This is a genomic window from Atlantibacter sp. MEI4A-1023 (assembly GCF_056155425.1).
Map to the genome: position 1 here is coordinate 2,356,562 of NZ_CM149568.1, position 17,673 is coordinate 2,374,234.

A 17,673-nucleotide genomic window follows, 5' to 3' on the forward strand; every position below is an offset into this window, starting at 1 on the left:
CCTATGAAACTGCATCAGCTTAACGAACAGCAGGCGAAGCAGGCGCTCCCCCGCGCCAAAATCGCGCTGCTGCCCTTAGGCGCGGTGGAGCCACATGGCGATCACCTGCCGCTGGATACCGATAACCTGCTAGCCGAACGCTTTTGCGAACGGCTTGATAGCGCGCTGGGCGAGGACGCCATTACCCTGCCGGTGATGTGTTACAGCCAGGTATGGTCGTTGCGCGGCCACGCCGGGGCGATTGATATCGGCAACGCGCTGCTGGGGGATCTGTTGGTGAGCCTGGCGCGCAATATGGCGGGCTACGGCATTACCACCACGGCGGTGATCAACGCCCATTACGGCAATTTCGACGCCATCAAGGCGGCGGCGCGCACGCTTCGGGAGGAGGGCATCACGCTGCTCAGCTACAGCTGGGCTGGGATGGACTGCTGCGTGGCGAAGCTGCGCGAATCGGCGGTGGCGTATCCGGGCTATATGCATGCCGATGAAATCGAAACGTCTTTGATGCTGGCGCTCGCCCCGGAGACGGTGGACATGTCCCAGGCGCGGGAGCATTACCCCGCGTTCCCGGAAGATTTCCGCTACCGCCCCGTGCCCTGGACCGCGTTTTCCGATTATTCGGTACTGGGCGATCCGCGCTGCGCCAGCGCAGAGAAAGGCGAAGCTTTCGTTCAACAGGCGCTGGAATCCACGCTGGCGTCCATCACGCGTATTATCAGGGAGGCGCAATGATCAGCCCGAACGCAATCCATCTGGATTACCCGGCCACGTCTGCCGACGAGGCCATCCGCAAATCCGGCGATGCGCTGTGCGCCGCCGGAGCCTGTAGCGAGCAGTACACCCAGGCGATGATCGACAGTTATCACCAGTTCGGCCCCTATTTTGTGATTGCGCCGGGCCTGGCGATGCCCCATGCCCGCCCGGAAAACGGGGCGATTGCGCCGCAAATCAGCCTGGTGCGGTTGCGCGAGCCGGTGGAGTTCGGTCACGCGGAAAACGACCCGGTGCAACTGGTGCTGGGCCTTTCGGCGACCAACAGCGATCAGCATATTCAGTTGATACAAAAAATCGTCACCCTGTTGGGCGATGAAGAAAATTTGCAAACCTTAATGAATTCCCATGATGCGCAGCAGATTTATCGTCTGATGATCGATGCGGAATAAACCACTACGTCCGTCTGGAGAAATAACAATGAAAATTCTAACTGTGTGCGGTTTGGGAATGGGGTCGAGCTTAATTTTGCGGATGAACGTGGAAACGGTGCTCAAAAAGCACGGCGTGGACGCGAACGTCGAGCATATGGACGTGTCTGCCGCCGCGTCGGCCAATGCCGATCTGGTGATCACCAACGCCGAGCTGGTGGGCAATTTACAGCATCTTTCCTGCCCGGTGGTGGTGGTGAATAACTACATCGACACCAACGAAATCACCCAGGCGCTGGTCAACGCAGGCATCCTTACTCAGGGGTAAGACCATGAACGAATTTATCGGCGTACTGCGTTGGATCACCGTCAATATCTTCGGCGAAGCGTCCATCCTGATTGGCCTGATCGTACTGCTCGGGCTGGTGCTGCAAAATAAACCGCTGGCGGATATCGTCTCCGGCACGCTGAAGGGGATTTTAGGCTTCCTGATTATCGGCGCCGGGGCAGGGATTATCGTCTCCGCGTTGCTGATCTTCCAGCCGATCTGGACCGAAGTGTTCGGTTTAAGCTCCATGAACCTGACCAATATTATCGGCCAGGTGAAGTTCAGCGAGCGCTACGGCAGCAGCGTCACCATCGCCATCGCGGGCGGGTTCGCCTTCAACCTGCTGCTGGCGCGCCTGACGCGCTTTAAATACATCTACCTCACCGGGCACATGATGTTCTGGACCACCATGATCTTCGCGGGCGTGATGGTCAACAGCAACCCGGCGATCGCCGGCTGGCAGCTAACGCTGATGCTCACCGTGATCATGGGCCTGTACTGGACGCTGCAACCGGCGCTGGTTCAGCCGTGGGTGCGTAAAATCACTGGCAACGACAATATCGCGCTCGGCCATACTTCGGCCTCGGTGGCGCTGCTGGGGGCCATTTTCGGCAAACTGTTCTCCCGCAACAGCATCAGTTCAGAAGATATCCAGGTACCGAAAAAACTCGGCTTCCTGCGTGATTCCAACGTAGTGACCGCCCTGACCATGACGCTGCTGTTTTTTATCGGCACTTTTATTCTGCAAATTAAAGGCACCCCGAAAGCGGCGGAAATCCTGGCGCAGTCCGGCGATTTAAGCTTCTACATCTATGCCCTGAAACAGTCGCTGATGTTTACCGGCGGAATTGCGGTAGTGCTGCTCGGCGTGCGGATGTTTATCGGCGAAATGGTCCCGGCGTTTAACGGTATCGGTTCGCGGCTGGTTCCCGGCGCGCGTCCGGCGCTGGATTGCCCGATCCTGTTTAACTTCGCGCCCAACGCCGTGGTGCTCGGCTTCGTGGGCGCCTTTGTCGGCTCGCTGCTGTGGCTGACGCTGATTGGTCATTACACCGGCTACGTGTTTATCCCCAGCATGATCGTGATTTTCTTCCATGCGGGCACCGCCGGGGTATTCGGCAACGTCACGGGCGGGTATAAGGGCGCGCTGCTGGCGGGCTTTATCACCTCGACGGTAGTGGCCTGGGGGCAATATTTCTGCGTCAGCTACTTCATTAATAACACCGTGCCGGACACCGCGCTGTGGGCCGGGGACAGCGATATGTTCGTGCTGTCGCCGCTGATTAGCGCCTTAACCCGTCTGCTGACGTTCTGAGGGAAATAACCATGAGTCACGCAGTTAACGCCTATTTTGAACAAATCCAGCAAAAGCTGGCGCAGCTGGCGGCGCAGCAGGCGGTTATCGACCGCGCTGCTCAGGCGATGCTGGACACGGTGCTGAAGACCCGCAATCTGTTTGTGTTCGGTGCCAGCCACGCGGGGATTCTGGCGGAGGAGATGAGCTATCGCGCAGGTGGGCTTGCTATCGTCAACCCGCTTTTTTCTCCGGCGCTGATGCTCAACGTGCGTCCGCTAACGCTCACCAGCGCGGTAGAAAATGTCGAAGGGCTGGGGAAAGTCATGGTGGAAAGTTCCCCGCTGGAGGCGGGGGACACGCTGATTATTCATTCGGTTTCCGGGCGCAACGCGATTACTCTCGACGTGGCGCTGGCGGCAAAAGCCTGTGGGGCGACGGTGATTGCCATTACCAGCCTGGAGACGGCAAAGCGCGTCACCTCGCGCCACTCCAGCGGCAAACTGCTGGCAGAGGTCGCCGACATTACGCTGGATAATCAGTGCGACTACGGCGACGCCTCGGTCAACCTGCCAGGGCTGGCGCAAAAAGCCGCGCCGCTGTCGACCATCATGGGCGCGACCCTCGCCAACAGCCTGGTGCTGCGTTTGTGTGAGCTGATGCAGGAGAACGGCGTAACGCCGCCGATCCTTGCCAGCGCAAACATAGACGGCAATCAGCAGATAAATCGGGATATAATGGACGCTTACCGGAGCCGAATTTTCTACCTCTGAGTGGAGCAATTGTATGTTCGAGTCTGATGGACTCCCGCTTTACCTCAAAATCAAAAACATCATTTTGCAGCGCATTCTGTCGTGTACTTATACTGACAGGCTGCCCGGCGAGTTGATCCTTGCCGATGAGTTTAATGTGGCGCGCGGCACCATTAAGCAGGCGATCGATTCACTGGTCAGCGGCGGGATGGTGTATCGCGAGCAGGGGAAGGGCACGTTCATCAATCGCGACGCGCTGCATAAGCACTATGCTGACCTGCCGGATGTGCTGGTGGCGTTCCACCACCCGCATCCGGTTCAGGCCGAGATGGTGTCGCTGCTGGCAACCATGGCGGACCACGAGATTGCCACCAAAATGGGGCTTGAAGTGGGTAGCCAGGTGATGCGCCTTGAACGACGGATACAGCAGGGCGATAAGATTGTCGGGCATACCCTGAGTTGGCTTAACGGACGCTTTTATAACGATCTTAGCCATATTGATGATGAAGGCTCGTTGTATTCCCAGTTGCGGGAAGCGTTCGGCTATTCACCTACCCAGGCGCAGGAAAGCTTTATGCCGGTTGTCTGCGATGCCAGGCTGGCGCGGCTGCTGAATATCGAACCGGGAGGCGCGCTGTTCAAAATCGAGCGTATCGCCCGCAATCCTGATGATGTCGTGCTGGAATACAGTATTTCGCATGTCAACGACGCCATGCTCACCCTGCAAATCGCCGCCAGCCAGAATGCCGCTGATGCCCACTGGAATTGCAAAATCGTGTCCCGGTAAAACACGCCGGGCAACGCCGCGGTGGGTTGCACTTTCTTAAAAACAGACACCGTTCTTCATTCATTGGTTAACATTTAGAATAAAATCCTAAATTAGTTAATAAGGATTATCATTCCATTCCGAAAAATACCCCTTAATTTCCGGTAATGCATGATTTGCTGCGTTGCGTCAATTTTGCCTTAGTATAAATTTCCAAAAATACACACTTTCTTCACGCCACTAAAGAGAGTGATGTCATGCCAATCATGGAAGACGAAAGCGGGATAACGACCGTCAGCCGTCGCCGCTTTATCCAGGCCAGCGCCGCACTGGCAGCCGTACCCCTGGTGGTGCCGCAGTTTGTTTCTGCGGCAACCGAATCGCCCGCCCCCTCAACATCACCCGTTACGCCGCAGGATACCGGGCGTGTGGTGCCTACCTGCAGTACCTTCGACTGCGGCGGCAAATGTGATATTCGCGCCCATGTCGACCAGGGCGTCGTTACGCGTATTACCACGCTCCCCGATGGGGAACTGGATGAAGCCATGCCGATCATGCGCGCCTGTATTCGCGGCCGTGGTTACCGTAAATTCGTTTATCACCCGGACCGCCTGAAATATCCGATGAAGCGCGTCGGTAAGCGCGGCGAAGGGAAGTTTGAAAAAATCAGTTGGGATGAAGCCACCACGCTGATTGCCGATAACCTGAAGCGGATCACGGCCAAATATGGCCCGGCTTCGCGCTATGTGCATGTGGGCACTGCCGTCAGCGGCGGCACCTTCTCCGGCGATAAAATGGTGCGCCGCCTGCTGAACCTGACCGGCGGCTATCTGGAGTACTATCACTCCGTCAGTATGGGCAACACCGCCGCCGCCACGCCGTACACCTACGGTACGCCAGCGACCGGCAGTTCTCTGGATACGCTGCTGGAGACCCCGCTGGTGATTTTGTGGGGGCACAACATCAACGAAACCATTTTTGGTCACGCCAATCACTACTTCCAGCAGATGAAACGCAACGGTACGCGCTTTATCGTTATCGATCCGCGCTATTCCGATACCGTGGCTTCGCTGGCGGACCAGTGGATCCCGCTGCTGCCGACCACCGATAACGCGCTGATGGACGCGATGATGTACGTCATCATCACTGAAAATCTGCACGATAAAGACTTTATCGCCCGTTACACCCTGGGCTTTGACGAAGCGAGCATGCCGGAAGGCGTACCGGCGAATGAATCGCTGGTGGCGTACCTGACCGGTGCCAAAGATGGCGTGGCGAAAACGCCGGAGTGGGCGGAGCCGATCACCAAAGTACCCGCTAACACCATCCGCCAGTTGGCGCGTGAATACGCGACGGCCAAACCGGCGGCATTAATCCAGGGCTGGGGCCCACAGCGCCATATCTGCGGCGAACGTACCGCGCGCGGCTCTACGCTGCTGGCGACCATTACCGGCAACGTCGGTAAAAAAGGCAGCTGGGCGGCAGGCTACGGCGGGATCGGCAACCGTAAGTTTATGAGCGAGCCGGAAAGCATCGAGAACCCGATCGCGGCGAAAATTTCGGTGATGAGCTGGATGCAGGCGGCAGAAGACGCCAGTAAAGTCACGCCGGAGCAGGGGCTGAAAGGGGCTGAAAAACTCGACAGCAATATCCGTATTCTGTTTACGCTGGCGGGCAACTATCTGGCGAACCAGAACCCGGACATCAATAAGGCGGCGAAGCTGCTGGAAGACGAATCGAAAATCGAGTTTATCGTCGCCAGCGATCTGTACCTGACGCCGAGCGCCAAATATGCCGATCTGCTGCTGCCGGAAACCAGCTTTATGGAGCGCTGGAACATCGGCGAAACTTGGGGCACCGGCAACTACGTGATCCTGTCCGAAAAACTGGTCGAGCCGGAATTCGAGCGCCGTTCAGACTACGAGTGGCTGCGTGAAGTCGCCGCGAAGCTGGGCGTGGAGCAAGCCTTTAGCGAAGGGCGCGATGAAAAGCAGTGGATCGAGCACATTGTCGAAACCACCCGCGCCGCGATGCCTGCTGAAAACATCCCGAGCTTTGAGCAGTTACAGGTTCAGCGCCGTCATCTGTTCAAGAGCGAGCCGTATGTGGCGTTCGCCGATAACATTCGCGACCCGCAGAACAATCCGTTCAAAACGCCATCCGGCAAAATCGAAATCTTCTCGAAACGCCTGTACGACATGAACAACCCGGAAATCCCGGCGTTGTCTCACTACGTGCCCGCGCACGAAGGGCCGCAGGATGCGTTAACCGAGAAATATCCGCTACAGCTGATCACCTGGAAAGGGAAAAACCGCGCCAACTCCACGCAGTACGCCAACCCGTGGTTGCAGGAAGCCCAGACCCAGAAACTGTGGATTAACCCGCAGGACGCTGCACGGCGCGGGATTAAGCAGGGCGACAAGGTACGCATTCATAACGATCGCGGTATCAGCATGGTGCCAGCCGAGGTCACGCCGCGCATTATCCCCGGCGTGGTGGCGCTACAGGCCGGTGCCTGGTGGCAACCGGACGCGTCGGGCGTGGATCACGGTGGCTGCGCCAACGTGCTGAGTTCCACCCGCATCACCCCCCTGGCAAAAGGGAATTCGCATCAAACTATGCTGGTCGAGGTTGAGAAAGCATGAGCCAATACACGGAGTTTCCCCCGGTAAGCGACAAGCAACTGGGTTTTTATATCGATTCGTCGCGCTGTTCAGGGTGCAAAGCCTGCCAGGTGGCCTGTAAAGACAAAAACAATCTGGAGCCGGGCCGTCGTTTTCGCCGGGTGTATGAAGTCAACGGCGGCGGGTTTACGCCTAATAGTAACGGCGGGCTGGAAAACAACGTTTACGCCTACACGCTGTCGATTTCCTGCAACCACTGCGCGGACCCGATTTGCACCAAAAACTGCCCGACCACGGCAATGCATAAGCGCCCCGGCGACGGCATCGTGCGGGTCGATACCAGCAAGTGCATTGGCTGCGGCTACTGCGCCTGGTCGTGCCCTTACGGCGCGCCGCAGTTTGATAAAGAAGCGGGGCAGATGTCGAAATGCGATTTCTGCGTCGATTTGCAGGCAAAAGGCGAAGATCCGATTTGCGTGGCGACCTGTCCGCTGGGCGCGATTAAATTCGGCCCGATTGACGAACTGCGCAAGCAGTATGGTTCGCTTTGCGACGTTCAGGGACTGCCGGATTCGGCGATCACCCATCCGAACCTGGTGGTGAAGCCGCATCAGGGCGCTGAAAAGGGAAGTAACTAATTATGCATGAATGGCCATTATTAATATTTACTCTGCTGGTTCAGGCGTCGGTAGGTTTAACGCTGTTCACCGCGTTGGGCGCATTTAGCCAGCAGGCGAATGCCCTTGCTTTGCGCGTGGCGCTGGTCGCCAGCTGTGTACTGGGCGGCGTCGGCCTTATCGCGTCGGTGGCGCATCTGGGCTATCCGCTCAATGCCTTTAACTCGCTGCGCCATATCGCCAGCTCCTGGCTGAGCCGTGAAATCGTCTTTGCCGCGCTGTATCTGGGCGTGCTGGGCGTGACGACGCTGCTGGCGCTATTCGCCAAACGCATCGTCCCGCTGTTGGTGTTGCTGGCTGGGGTGATTGGGCTGGTGGATGTGTATTGCATGAGCAATATCTACATCAACGCCTCTGTTGTCACCTGGATGCATATCAACACGTACTTTATGTTCTATGGCTCGGTACTGATCCTCGGTGCGGTGCTGGCGATACTGATGCTGGTAACCCGTGGGCGGCACGGCGAAATGCGCGGAGTGGCGAATGTCGCGGTGGCTGCGGTGGTGGTGGCCGTTGCTGCACGTCTGGTTGAACAACCGGCGTATATGAGCTTCCTGTCCGCATCGCGCTTGAGTGACACCGTCACGTTCCCGCTTCAGGCGCTGGCGGCATTTGATGCGCTATCCGGCGTTCGTATCGCGGCCTGGTGCGTGATGGTCGTCGGTGCGGCGCTGTTTGCGCTGTCATTGCGCCAGCCGCGTATTGTCCGTGGATTTGCGCTAACCGGCGGCTTGCTGCTGGTGGTGGCTGAAATCATGGCGCGCTTCACTTTCTTTAGCCTGAACTGATATGTCATTGTTGTCGTTAAACCTGAACCCTGCGCCGCCCGGCGCAGGGTTTTTATGTGTCCGCCATAAGGTGAAGAAAAACACCTGCCAGGCCTGTGTCGATGCCTGTCCGCTCCGGGCCATCAGCCTGACCGCGGGCCAGGTTGTGATTGATGAGAGCCAGTGTAACCAGTGCGGGCGCTGTCTGTTTGCCTGCCCAACGGATGCGCTGGAAAACATTCATCCGGTCAAACGCCACTGGCATGACGATCGCCTGACCGCGCCGCTCAGCGCTCAGCCTGCCTGTGTGGAAGAGTTGCTGATGTGGCATTTTCACTACGGTATCCGGGCTATTGAGCTGGATACGCCCCATGAAGGGTGGTTACGCGCGATTGCCGAACTTAATCTCGCACTCAAACAACTGGGCGAGCCTGTATGGCGGCTGGCGCAGCCAGCCACCATCGCGGTGAATACTGCGCGCCGCCAGTGGCTAAGAATGAATAACCAAACTGACAGCGGAGAGGTGCCATACGGTCGACGCGCCTTGCGTGACACTGTCACTTTAGTTAATCATTATTCAATGACGTTTACGGCGGAGCAATGCTACCTGTGCGGTGCCTGCGCGCGTATCTGCCCGGAACAGGCGATTCGCCTGGAAGCCGATTGCCTCGCCCTGGATAATGCCCGCTGTACCGGCTGCGGCCAGTGTGCGGCGGTCTGTTTCCCTGCTGCCATCGATAGCGTAAAAATGCTTAATACCCAGGCAGAACGGCGTTTGCCGGTGATGCAGCAGCATTGCGATACCTGCGGGCAGGCCTTTAGCGCCTGGACGGCTGAACAATCCACGTGCCCATTTTGCCGCCAGCACACCATGGGCATGCGATAAGGAATCATTATGAAAGCGGATTTACCCCACTGGGCCCGGTTACTCAATTTACTGGCGACCGCGTACCGTACCGCGCCGCAAACGGACGCATTTACCCCGATCGCCGAATTTTTCCTCACGCCAGACTGGCCGGAACTGTGGCCTGAACAAACGGCAGACATGACCGCGCTGCAACCTGAACTGGCACAGCCGGACCGGGTTTTGCTTCAGGAACAGTGGCAATGGCTGTTTGTCGGCCCGGCGAGTCTGCCCGCGCCGCCGTGGGGCTCGGTATGGCTCGACCCCGAACATGTATTACAGGGCGACTCCACGCTGCGGCTGATGGATTTCCTGAATACGCACCGTATCACGCTGAATACCGACCACCCCGAGCCAGCGGATCATATTGGTCTGATGTTATTCCAGGCCTCATGGCTGGCGATGGAAAACCAACCCCGGGCGTTGCTGGAACTGCTGAATGCCCATTTTCTGACATGGTTACCGCACTATGTTGAGGCGCTGAGTCAGGCTCATCCGCAGGGCTTTTATCGCGCGTTGGGCGCGTTGACGCTGAAGACCGTCAGGCAATTGTCTCAGCAACTTGGTGAGACCCAGCCGGAAAGGATCATATAACCGTAATCGGTTATTTATCTTTATTTCACCCGAACAACGCTGCCGCCGCGAATTAACCTAAAACAGACCCAGAAAAGCGGGAGGGTTATTAACGAAGCGGCAAGCAATTATATTTATCCGGCAAGCCAGGCGTGCGAATAATTAATCTTCCTCTTTCGCTTCGTTACGGGCCATTGCCGGGCAGGGCGCGCCACGCAAGGCGTCAAAAAGGACAAAATAAACCCAACCTTTCAGGCCGATATTTTCCCTCCCCGCCGGGCTTACCCGTTACCTTCATTTTCTGCGTCTATACTCAAGGCGTTAAATAACTTACTGCCGGTTCGTTTAATACCGGTTTGTCGATGATGAGGCAGCCATGTTTGGTTTAGACGCGTTTATTCTTGCCAGGATACAGTTTGCCTTCACCGTATCCTTTCACATTATTTTTCCGGCTATCACCATTGGGCTTGCCAGCTATCTGGTGGTGCTGGAAGGGATGTGGCTGAAGACCCACAATCCGCTGTGGCGTTCGCTGTATAAGTTCTGGCTAAAGATTTTTGCCGTTAACTTCGGTATGGGGGTGGTGTCCGGTCTGGTGATGGCCTATCAATTCGGCACCAACTGGAGTGGATTTTCGCAGTTCGCCGGGAGTATCACCGGACCGCTGTTGACCTATGAGGTCCTGACCGCGTTCTTCCTTGAGGCTGGCTTCCTCGGTGTGATGCTGTTCGGCTGGAATAAGGTCGGGCCGGGGCTGCACTTTTTCTCAACCTGCATGGTGGCGCTCGGCACGCTGATGTCTACCTTCTGGATCCTTGCCTCCAATAGCTGGATGCACACGCCGCAGGGCCACGAAATCATTAACGGCCAGGTGGTGCCCGCCGACTGGTTTGCGGTGATCTTCAACCCGTCGTTTCCCTACCGGCTGTTTCATATGTCAGTCGCGGCGTTTTTGAGTAGCGCCATGTTCGTCGGCGCGTCTGCCGCCTGGCATCTGCTGAAAGGCAACGACACCCCAGCGGTGCGCAAAATGTTCTCGATGGCGCTGTGGATGGCGCTGCTGGTTGCGCCCATTCAGGCGGTGATCGGTGATATGCACGGCCTGAACACGCTTAAGCACCAGCCTGCGAAAATCGCTGCCATCGAAGGCCACTGGGAAAACCCGCCCGGCGAACCGACGCCGCTGCTGCTGGTGGGCTGGCCGGATATGGAGCAGGAGCGCACCCGCTATGGCCTGGAAATCCCGGCGCTCGGCAGCCTGATCCTCACTCACAGCCTTGACCAACAGGTCCCGGCGCTGAAAGATTTCCCGAAAGACGAGCGGCCTAATTCCACTATCGTGTTCTGGTCGTTCCGCCTGATGGTCGGGATGGGCCTGCTGATGATCGGGCTGGGGCTTATCAGCCTGTGGCTACGCTATCGCGGACGGCTGTACCTGTCGCGTCCCTTCCTGCATTTCGCGCTGTGGATGGGGCCGTCGGGCTTAATCGCTATTTTGGCCGGATGGGTGACTACCGAGGTGGGGCGTCAGCCCTGGGTGGTCTATGGCCTGATGCGTACCCGGGACGCGGTCTCGGCGCACAGCGATCTGCAAATGTCCATCAGCCTGCTGGTGTTTATCGTGGTGTATACCCTGGTGTTCGGCGTCGGGTATCTGTACCTGATCCGGCTGATAAAAGTCGGGCCACAGCCTGAAGACGATCTGTCGTCGAAAACCGATGGCCGACCCGCGCGGCCCATTTCCGCCGTGGGCGAGCGTCTGGAAGAGGAGAAAAGATAATGAACATCGACCTGTCGGTAGTGTGGTTCGTCATTATTGTTTTCTCGACGCTGATGTACATCGTGATGGACGGCTTCGACCTGGGGATTGGCGTGCTGTTTCCGTTTATCCGCGACCCGCACGACCGTGACGTGATGGTCAACAGCGTCGCGCCGGTCTGGGACGGTAACGAAACCTGGCTGGTACTGGGCGGCGCAGGGCTGTTCGGCGCGTTCCCGCTGGCCTATGCGGTGATTGCCGACGCCCTGACCATCCCGATTACCCTGATGCTGATCGGCCTGATTTTCCGGGGCGTGGCGTTTGAGTTTCGCTTCAAAGCCACCGAATCGCACCGCCCCTGGTGGGACGTGGCTTTTCTGGCGGGCTCGATCCTGGCGACTTTCTGCCAGGGGATTATCGTCGGCGCGGTCATCAACGGCTTTCCGGTGGAAGGGCGCACCTTTGCGGGCGGCGCGCTGGACTGGTTAACGGCGTTTAATCTGTTCTGCGGCCTGGGGTTGGTGGTGACTTACGCGCTACTGGCGGCGACCTGGCTGATTATGAAAAGCGAAGATCCGCTGTTTTCCCGGATGCGCCAGCTGACGCCGCCGCTGTTAATCCTGCTGCTAATCGTGATGGCGATTGTCAGCGCCTGGACGCCACTCACCCATGACGATATCGCCCAGCGCTGGTTCTCGCTGCCTAATCTGTGGTTCTTCCTGCCGGTGCCCGTGCTGGTGCTGATTTGCAGCCTGGCGCTGTGGAAAAGCGTCTCGCGGCCTGGCCACCACGCCACGGCGTTTATCCTGACGCTGGCATTGGTGTTCCTGGGCTTTAGCGGGCTGGGGATCAGTATCTGGCCAAACATCATCCCGCCGGATATCTCCCTGTGGGAAGCCGCCGCACCGCCAGCCAGCCAGGGCTTTATGCTGGTGGGCGCGCTGCTGATTATCCCGGTGATCCTCGCGTATACCTTCTGGAGCTACTACGTGTTTCGCGGCAAAGTGCGCCACGGGGAGGGCTATCACTGATGGAAAAACGGCAAAGCAAGCTGAGCCAGATTTTATGGCTGGTGGTGATTTGGGCCGCGAGTATTCTGGCGCTCGGCGCGGTGAGTATGGTGTTGCGTTTGTTAATGACCTCGGCAGGGCTGAAATCCAGCTAGCGCCGATTAATGAATGGCGCTCATAACACCATCCCGGTTTTATGCATAGATGTGGATGCCGGTGGCGATTACGCTTTTAGCTTAAAGCGCCGCTTTATTGATAAAGCGGCGCGATAGGTCAGATGCGTTCTATCTTCGCCGGTAACCCCTGGCGCACCGCCGAGCCGGATACCCAGTCGAGCCAGCTGTTCGGCACCGTGCGGGTCGGGTCGGCAAAGCCCAGATCGTTCTGGTTAATGCCAGCGCCATTCTGGGGCGCGACAGCCAGCGGTGCGCCGTCCAGCGTGTGCTGGCTGGCACCCATTTCCCGGTGGCCATAGCCGTGCTCGATGGCAATTACGCCGGGCATTACCCCTTCCAGCAGGCTAATGCGTGCGGTAGTGCTGCCGCCCGGCGTGGTAATGCGTACCTCATCGCCGTGCTGCACGCCAAAGCGCTTGCCATCCTGCGGATTGAGCGCCACCAGGTTGACCGGCTTCACGTGGTGCAGGCGCGGGATCACGATGGTCGAACTGCTCATTACGTTGGACTTAAACGAGATCATTTTCAGCGGCCAGGCGTCGGGCTGATACACCTCGTCCAGCGCTTTTCCGTCAGACAACCGCGCCGGATACCAGGCCGGACAGCCGCTGTAGCGCTCGCCGGTAATGGCGTGGCGGTGCTTCGCCACCTCGGCGTTCCAGATTTGCAGCGGTTTATCCCAGCGGTTACCGATACTGCCGTTTTCCCGCCCCGACTGATGCGGCGCAAATCGGCCGCCACGGGTGAAGATAAACGCCACCCGCTGGGCTTCGTCCGGTTTTAGCGTCTGGTTGATGGCGGGCATCAGCCGGTCAACGCCGGTGAGCGCAATATCCTGCTGGCTCGCGGCAGGCGCGGGGGCTTTCCCGGCATACGCGATATTGGCCGCCACCCGCAGGTAATACTCCTCTGCGCGATGAAGTGCCAGGGCGTTTCCGTCGCTGTCCTGCATGGCGTTATCACCGAAGCCGGGCAGGCCGATACGCTGGGCCACGGCGATGCAGAACGCCTCCATCGAAATCGGTTCGCCCTCAGCGGTGCGGGCGGTAGCGGGTTTGACCACCGGCCAGCGCGCGGTAGTGGCTTTACTGGCGACGCCCGCCCAGGGGGCGCTGAACCCCCAGCTTTCAAAGTTATGGGTATCCGGCACCAGATAATCCGCCAGCGCGGTGGTTTCGTTGATAAACGCGTCAATGGCGATAAACAGCGGCAGCCGCGCCGGGTCTTTTAGCTGTTCCACGGCTACCGCCCGGAACCCGGCGATGCCGTACACCGGGTTGGTCATATTGGAAATCCACGCCTTCAGCGGGTAAGGGTAGCCGTTGAGCGCGGAGGGCAGCAGCTCGGTAAGCTGCCCGGCGACAAACGGATACCACGGCGCTTTGGCGGGCCACGGCGACTGCCCGGCGGCGACTTTTTGGCGGTATTCATCGGAGCTTTCATAAGCGGCTTTGCTGCGGCCAATGTTCAGCCCTTTGGGTTTTACCATACCGGGGAAACTCGCCAGGTTATAGCGCGGCCCGTCGGTGACGCCGTTAAACTTGCCGCCGCCGACAAACACGCCGCCTTCCAGGCTGAGGTTGCCGATCAGCGCGTTAAGCATCATCACCGCCCAGGCGTTATAGAAACCGTTACCGGACATCATCCCGCCGTGGGTAATCACCGCCGCCTTACGCCCGTGGCCGGTAAAGGCCTCCGCCAGTTGTGCGATCCGCGCTACCGGCACGCCGCACTGGCGGCTGTATTCTTCCAGCGACAGTTTCTCCGCGCTCTCTTTGAGCAACTGGTACGCGCTTTTCACCGTGACCTCGCTGCCATCCTGCAAGGTCAGGGTGCGGGCCACTAACAGCGTAGCGGCAGGGCAGCTTTCCGCTGGCACCAGTTCACCCGTTTGATCAACCACCAGCACGCTGTCGCCGCCGCCGTTCAGCAGCGCGGCGGTAAGGTGTTGCCCAGCCTGGGGATGATCGTCGCTGGCGATCACCAGATGGGTGGCGTTAGTCCAGCTTTTCTCTTCCGCCTGCTGCATTGCCGCCACGCCCGGCAGGGAAAGATAACGCTCGTTAGCGCGCTGGTTGTCAATAATCCAGCGGATCATGCCCATCGCCAGCGCGGAATCCGCGCCCGGCACCACCGGCAACCACTGGCCACGCGGGTCGGCCATCACCGTCGTGAGCGGCAGCGCAGGGGCCACCACCACGTAGCTGAAGTTATCCCGCAGCCGCGCAGTGGCAAGCTGGCTGGCCTGGCGCTTAAACGGGTTGCCGGATTGCGCCGGGGAGGTGCCCATAAACAGCGCAAACTCCACGTGCTCCCAGTCAGGCTTCACGTGCGGGTTTTTGTCCAGATCGTTCATCAATGCGCCTGACCCGGCGCGGTAAGACAACCCGCAGTACGCCCCGTGCGCGCCAAAGTTTTTACTGCCGAAACTGTTCTGGGCGAAGCGGCGCATAAAGGTGTCGCGCCCGTCATCACTGGTATTGGTCACCAGCAACTGGTTGGCTTTGGGGCCAAAACCGGGATGCGCCGGGTCGATGGGGGTTTGCAGATCGCGAATGGCGCGTAACCCGTCGACATGGCCTTCGCCAAACAGATCGCCGCCGTCTACCACTTCGGCAATCAGTTGCTCGAAGCTGATGCGCTGCCATTTGCCTTCGCCGCGTTTCCCGACGCGCTTCATCGGCTCCAGAATGCGCAACGGGCTGTACAAGGCCTCCAGGGTGGTCGCGCCACGGGAACAGACGGTAGAGCGGGCATCGAGGCCGCTTTCGCCGCCCATCTGCGCCAGCGCCTGCGCCACCGGGATTTTGGCATCGACGTGCTGTTCCTGTGACAGCGGGTGGTACGGGTTCCCGGCGATGCGGATCACTTTGTCGGTTTGCCGATCGACGCGCACCCGGATGCCGCACTGTGTCCAGCAGCCGAAGCACTGGGTCATCGACACCGCCTGTTGCGGATTGGCCTGCCAACCCGGAGAGGCATGGCCTTCCGGGATCAGCGCATTGCCGTAGATACGGTGTAGCGTCACGTTGCCGGAGGTGCCGTTCACCAGCCCGTCAAAGGTTCTTTTGATCACGTCCCGGTAGCTCAGCCCAAATGCGCCAACCCCTCCGAGTACCAGCCCCACTTTAAGCCACTGACGACGGGTTAATTCAGGCATGATGATTTCTCCGCATTAAGCCATTCACAATTTCACGTGCGATAATAAGCAGCGCCATCCACAGCCCAAAGGTGCCGACAATCGCCAGCAGCCCGTCGGTGCCCATCGGCAGCGAGTACGGGTTAAACAGCGCGTTATATTTCGGGAGGGTTTGCCCCTCGATGAGTAAGGTCCAGCGCATCAGCCAGCTAAGCGCCATAGATACCAGCGCCAGCGCGATGCCGCCCGCCAGCGGTAACGGGCGCTTAAGCGCGAACAACGCCACCATCAGCGTTAACAACCACAGTACCGCCCAGCCCGTTGCCAGCGTTTGCGCCTGGGGCCATGCCAGCCAGTGTCGCAGCGCCGCGCCGGACAGCGTATCGCCGGAAACCCACATCAGCACCACGATGCCCAATAAACCCAGCGTAACCAGCAGACCGCGCGCCAGTTTCTGTTGCAGTGGCTGAGTGCGGGTAGCGGCAATCAACAGCGCCAGCAGGGTCTGGAACGCGCTCAGGAACATCGCCAGTGGGAACCACCAGCTAAACCAGACGGGACGGGCGCGCACCACCGACACTTCGCGCCCGGTATACAGTAGCAGGCCAATCGCCGTCAGGGCGCAGGCGAAGGCAACCCAGCGGGTGAGGGCAAAGGTTTTGCCGTAAATCTTCTGTACGGTCGCGGCGATAAACCACAGGCCGATAAAGCCGGTAAACAGCGGCAGGAACAGCGCGCCCCAGGGCATCCACGACCACGGCGTCGGCCAGGCGTAGAAGTGCCAAACCCTGGCGGTTTGATGGAGATCCGCGGTCAGCGCCAGCGGCGCGGCGATGGCGCAGGTCAGGCCAATCAATAGCGTCAGCCGTTCCAGCACGGGCTGGCGGCCACGTAATCCGCAGGCCAGCAGCGCCGCGCAGGCGGCAATCCCAATAAAGAAGAAATACTGGACTGCCCAGGGCAGCCAGGTGACGTCCTGCGGGTGGGCGAGCACTTCATTAATCATCAGTGGCGACATTTACACCTCCTGCCAGAGCGCGGGCTGGCTGCGGCCCATTAACGGGGTAACAAATGCCTCGTCCAGGCCCAGGTAAAACACCTGCGGCGAGGTGTTATCTTCCGGTTTCAGCACCCGGATAGCGTCCTTGTGCTCATCCAGCAACTGGCGCAGACGGCTTTGTGGATTATGCAAATCGCCGATAATGCGTGCGCCGCCAACGCAGGACTCCACGCAGGCGGGCAGTAAACCCGCTTCAAGACGGTGAACGCAGAACGTGCATTTATCGGCGGTCTGGGTTTCATGGTTGATAAAGCGCGCGTCATAGGGGCAGGCCTGTACGCAGTAGGCGCAGCCCACGCAGCGCTGATTATCAATAACCACGATGCCGTCTTCGCGCTGGAAGGTGGCCTGCACCGGGCAAACCGGTACGCAGGGCGGGTTATCACAGTGATTGCACAGGCGCGGCAATAACACGTTGGTGACAACGTCACTGTCTTCCCGCCGTACCTGGTACTGGTTCACCGTGGTACGGAATTCGCCCTGCGGCGTCTGGTTCTCAATCGCGCAACTCACGGTGCAGGACTGGCAGCCGATGCAGCGGCGCAGATCGATCAACATGGCATAGCGATGGGCGGCGGACCCTTCGTGGCGCGTCGGGCTGAAAGACAATTTAGCCTGCGCCAGCGGAAGGGTGGCCGCGCCCGCCGCCGCCGTCACCCCCAGTTGCCTGAGAAAAATGCGTTTACTGATATCCATACT

17 protein-coding genes are annotated in these 17,673 nt (G+C 58.9%); 14 read left to right on the forward strand and 3 right to left on the reverse strand.

Annotation, left to right across the window (positions count from 1 at the left end):
* Window positions 1-3: 3 nt before the first annotated feature.
* From ACVV26_RS11350 to ACVV26_RS11415, 14 genes are all read left to right on the forward strand, one after another.
* Window positions 4-735, forward strand: a complete 732-nt coding sequence (locus ACVV26_RS11350; RefSeq protein ID WP_474801663.1) for a creatininase family protein — start codon at window positions 4-6, stop codon at window positions 733-735.
* Complete coding sequence (locus ACVV26_RS11355) at window positions 732-1,166, forward strand: PTS sugar transporter subunit IIA (protein WP_125293281.1); 435 nt, start codon at window positions 732-734, stop codon at window positions 1,164-1,166. The genes ACVV26_RS11350 and ACVV26_RS11355 overlap by 4 nt, the downstream gene beginning before the upstream one ends.
* 28 nt (window positions 1,167-1,194) lie before the next feature.
* Window positions 1,195-1,473 (forward strand): PTS sugar transporter subunit IIB, encoded by a 279-nt coding sequence (locus ACVV26_RS11360; protein WP_312979453.1) that lies wholly within the window; start codon window positions 1,195-1,197, stop codon window positions 1,471-1,473.
* A gap of 4 nt (window positions 1,474-1,477) precedes the next feature.
* Window positions 1,478-2,788, forward strand: coding sequence for a PTS ascorbate transporter subunit IIC (ulaA, locus tag ACVV26_RS11365; RefSeq protein WP_474801665.1), 1,311 nt, complete (start codon window positions 1,478-1,480; stop codon window positions 2,786-2,788).
* An 11-nt stretch (window positions 2,789-2,799) separates the two neighbouring features.
* Complete coding sequence (locus tag ACVV26_RS11370) at window positions 2,800-3,540, forward strand: sugar isomerase domain-containing protein (RefSeq protein WP_474801667.1); 741 nt, start codon at window positions 2,800-2,802, stop codon at window positions 3,538-3,540.
* A gap of 13 nt (window positions 3,541-3,553) precedes the next feature.
* Window positions 3,554-4,306: a GntR family transcriptional regulator gene (locus tag ACVV26_RS11375; protein WP_474801669.1), complete on the forward strand. Its 753-nt coding sequence runs from the start codon at window positions 3,554-3,556 to the stop codon at window positions 4,304-4,306.
* Between the two features lie 236 nt (window positions 4,307-4,542).
* Complete coding sequence (locus ACVV26_RS11380; RefSeq protein ID WP_474801671.1) at window positions 4,543-6,930, forward strand: DMSO/selenate family reductase complex A subunit; 2,388 nt, start codon at window positions 4,543-4,545, stop codon at window positions 6,928-6,930.
* On the forward strand, window positions 6,927-7,547 hold the full coding sequence (locus tag ACVV26_RS11385) for a DMSO/selenate family reductase complex B subunit (protein WP_474801673.1): 621 nt from the start codon (window positions 6,927-6,929) through the stop codon (window positions 7,545-7,547). Before ACVV26_RS11380 ends, ACVV26_RS11385 begins: the two co-directional genes overlap by 4 nt.
* Before the next feature lie 2 nt (window positions 7,548-7,549).
* Complete coding sequence (locus ACVV26_RS11390; protein WP_474801675.1) at window positions 7,550-8,374, forward strand: dimethyl sulfoxide reductase anchor subunit family protein; 825 nt, start codon at window positions 7,550-7,552, stop codon at window positions 8,372-8,374.
* A 1-nt stretch (window position 8,375) separates the two neighbouring features.
* On the forward strand, window positions 8,376-9,239 hold the full coding sequence (locus ACVV26_RS11395) for a 4Fe-4S binding protein (protein WP_474797083.1): 864 nt from the start codon (window positions 8,376-8,378) through the stop codon (window positions 9,237-9,239).
* 9 nt (window positions 9,240-9,248) lie between these two features.
* Window positions 9,249-9,851 carry a Tat proofreading chaperone DmsD gene (gene dmsD, locus ACVV26_RS11400; protein ID WP_474797084.1) on the forward strand — a complete coding sequence of 201 codons (603 nt, stop codon included), beginning with the start codon at window positions 9,249-9,251 and terminating at the stop codon, window positions 9,849-9,851.
* A gap of 355 nt (window positions 9,852-10,206) precedes the next feature.
* Complete coding sequence (locus tag ACVV26_RS11405; RefSeq protein WP_474797086.1) at window positions 10,207-11,610, forward strand: cytochrome ubiquinol oxidase subunit I; 1,404 nt, start codon at window positions 10,207-10,209, stop codon at window positions 11,608-11,610.
* Window positions 11,610-12,620 carry a cytochrome d ubiquinol oxidase subunit II gene (gene cydB / locus ACVV26_RS11410; protein ID WP_312979477.1) on the forward strand — a complete coding sequence of 337 codons (1,011 nt, stop codon included), beginning with the start codon at window positions 11,610-11,612 and terminating at the stop codon, window positions 12,618-12,620. Before ACVV26_RS11405 ends, cydB begins: the two co-directional genes overlap by 1 nt.
* On the forward strand, window positions 12,620-12,754 hold the full coding sequence (locus ACVV26_RS11415; RefSeq protein ID WP_312979480.1) for a DUF2474 domain-containing protein: 135 nt from the start codon (window positions 12,620-12,622) through the stop codon (window positions 12,752-12,754). The genes cydB and ACVV26_RS11415 overlap by 1 nt, the downstream gene beginning before the upstream one ends.
* A gap of 118 nt (window positions 12,755-12,872) precedes the next feature.
* Here ACVV26_RS11415 and ttrA read toward each other — a convergent pair whose 3' ends face one another.
* Genes ttrA through ttrB form a run of 3 tightly spaced genes read right to left on the reverse strand, consistent with a single transcriptional unit; the run spans window position 12,873 to window position 17,670 of the window.
* Window positions 12,873-15,935 (reverse strand): tetrathionate reductase subunit TtrA, encoded by a 3,063-nt coding sequence (gene ttrA, locus ACVV26_RS11420; protein WP_474797087.1) that lies wholly within the window; start codon window positions 15,933-15,935, stop codon window positions 12,873-12,875.
* Window positions 15,928-16,932, reverse strand: coding sequence for a tetrathionate reductase subunit TtrC (gene ttrC / locus ACVV26_RS11425; RefSeq protein ID WP_474797088.1), 1,005 nt, complete (start codon window positions 16,930-16,932; stop codon window positions 15,928-15,930). The genes ttrA and ttrC overlap by 8 nt, the downstream gene beginning before the upstream one ends.
* Window positions 16,933-17,670, reverse strand: coding sequence for a tetrathionate reductase subunit TtrB (ttrB, locus tag ACVV26_RS11430; protein WP_474797089.1), 738 nt, complete (start codon window positions 17,668-17,670; stop codon window positions 16,933-16,935).
* Window positions 17,671-17,673 lie beyond the last annotated feature (3 nt).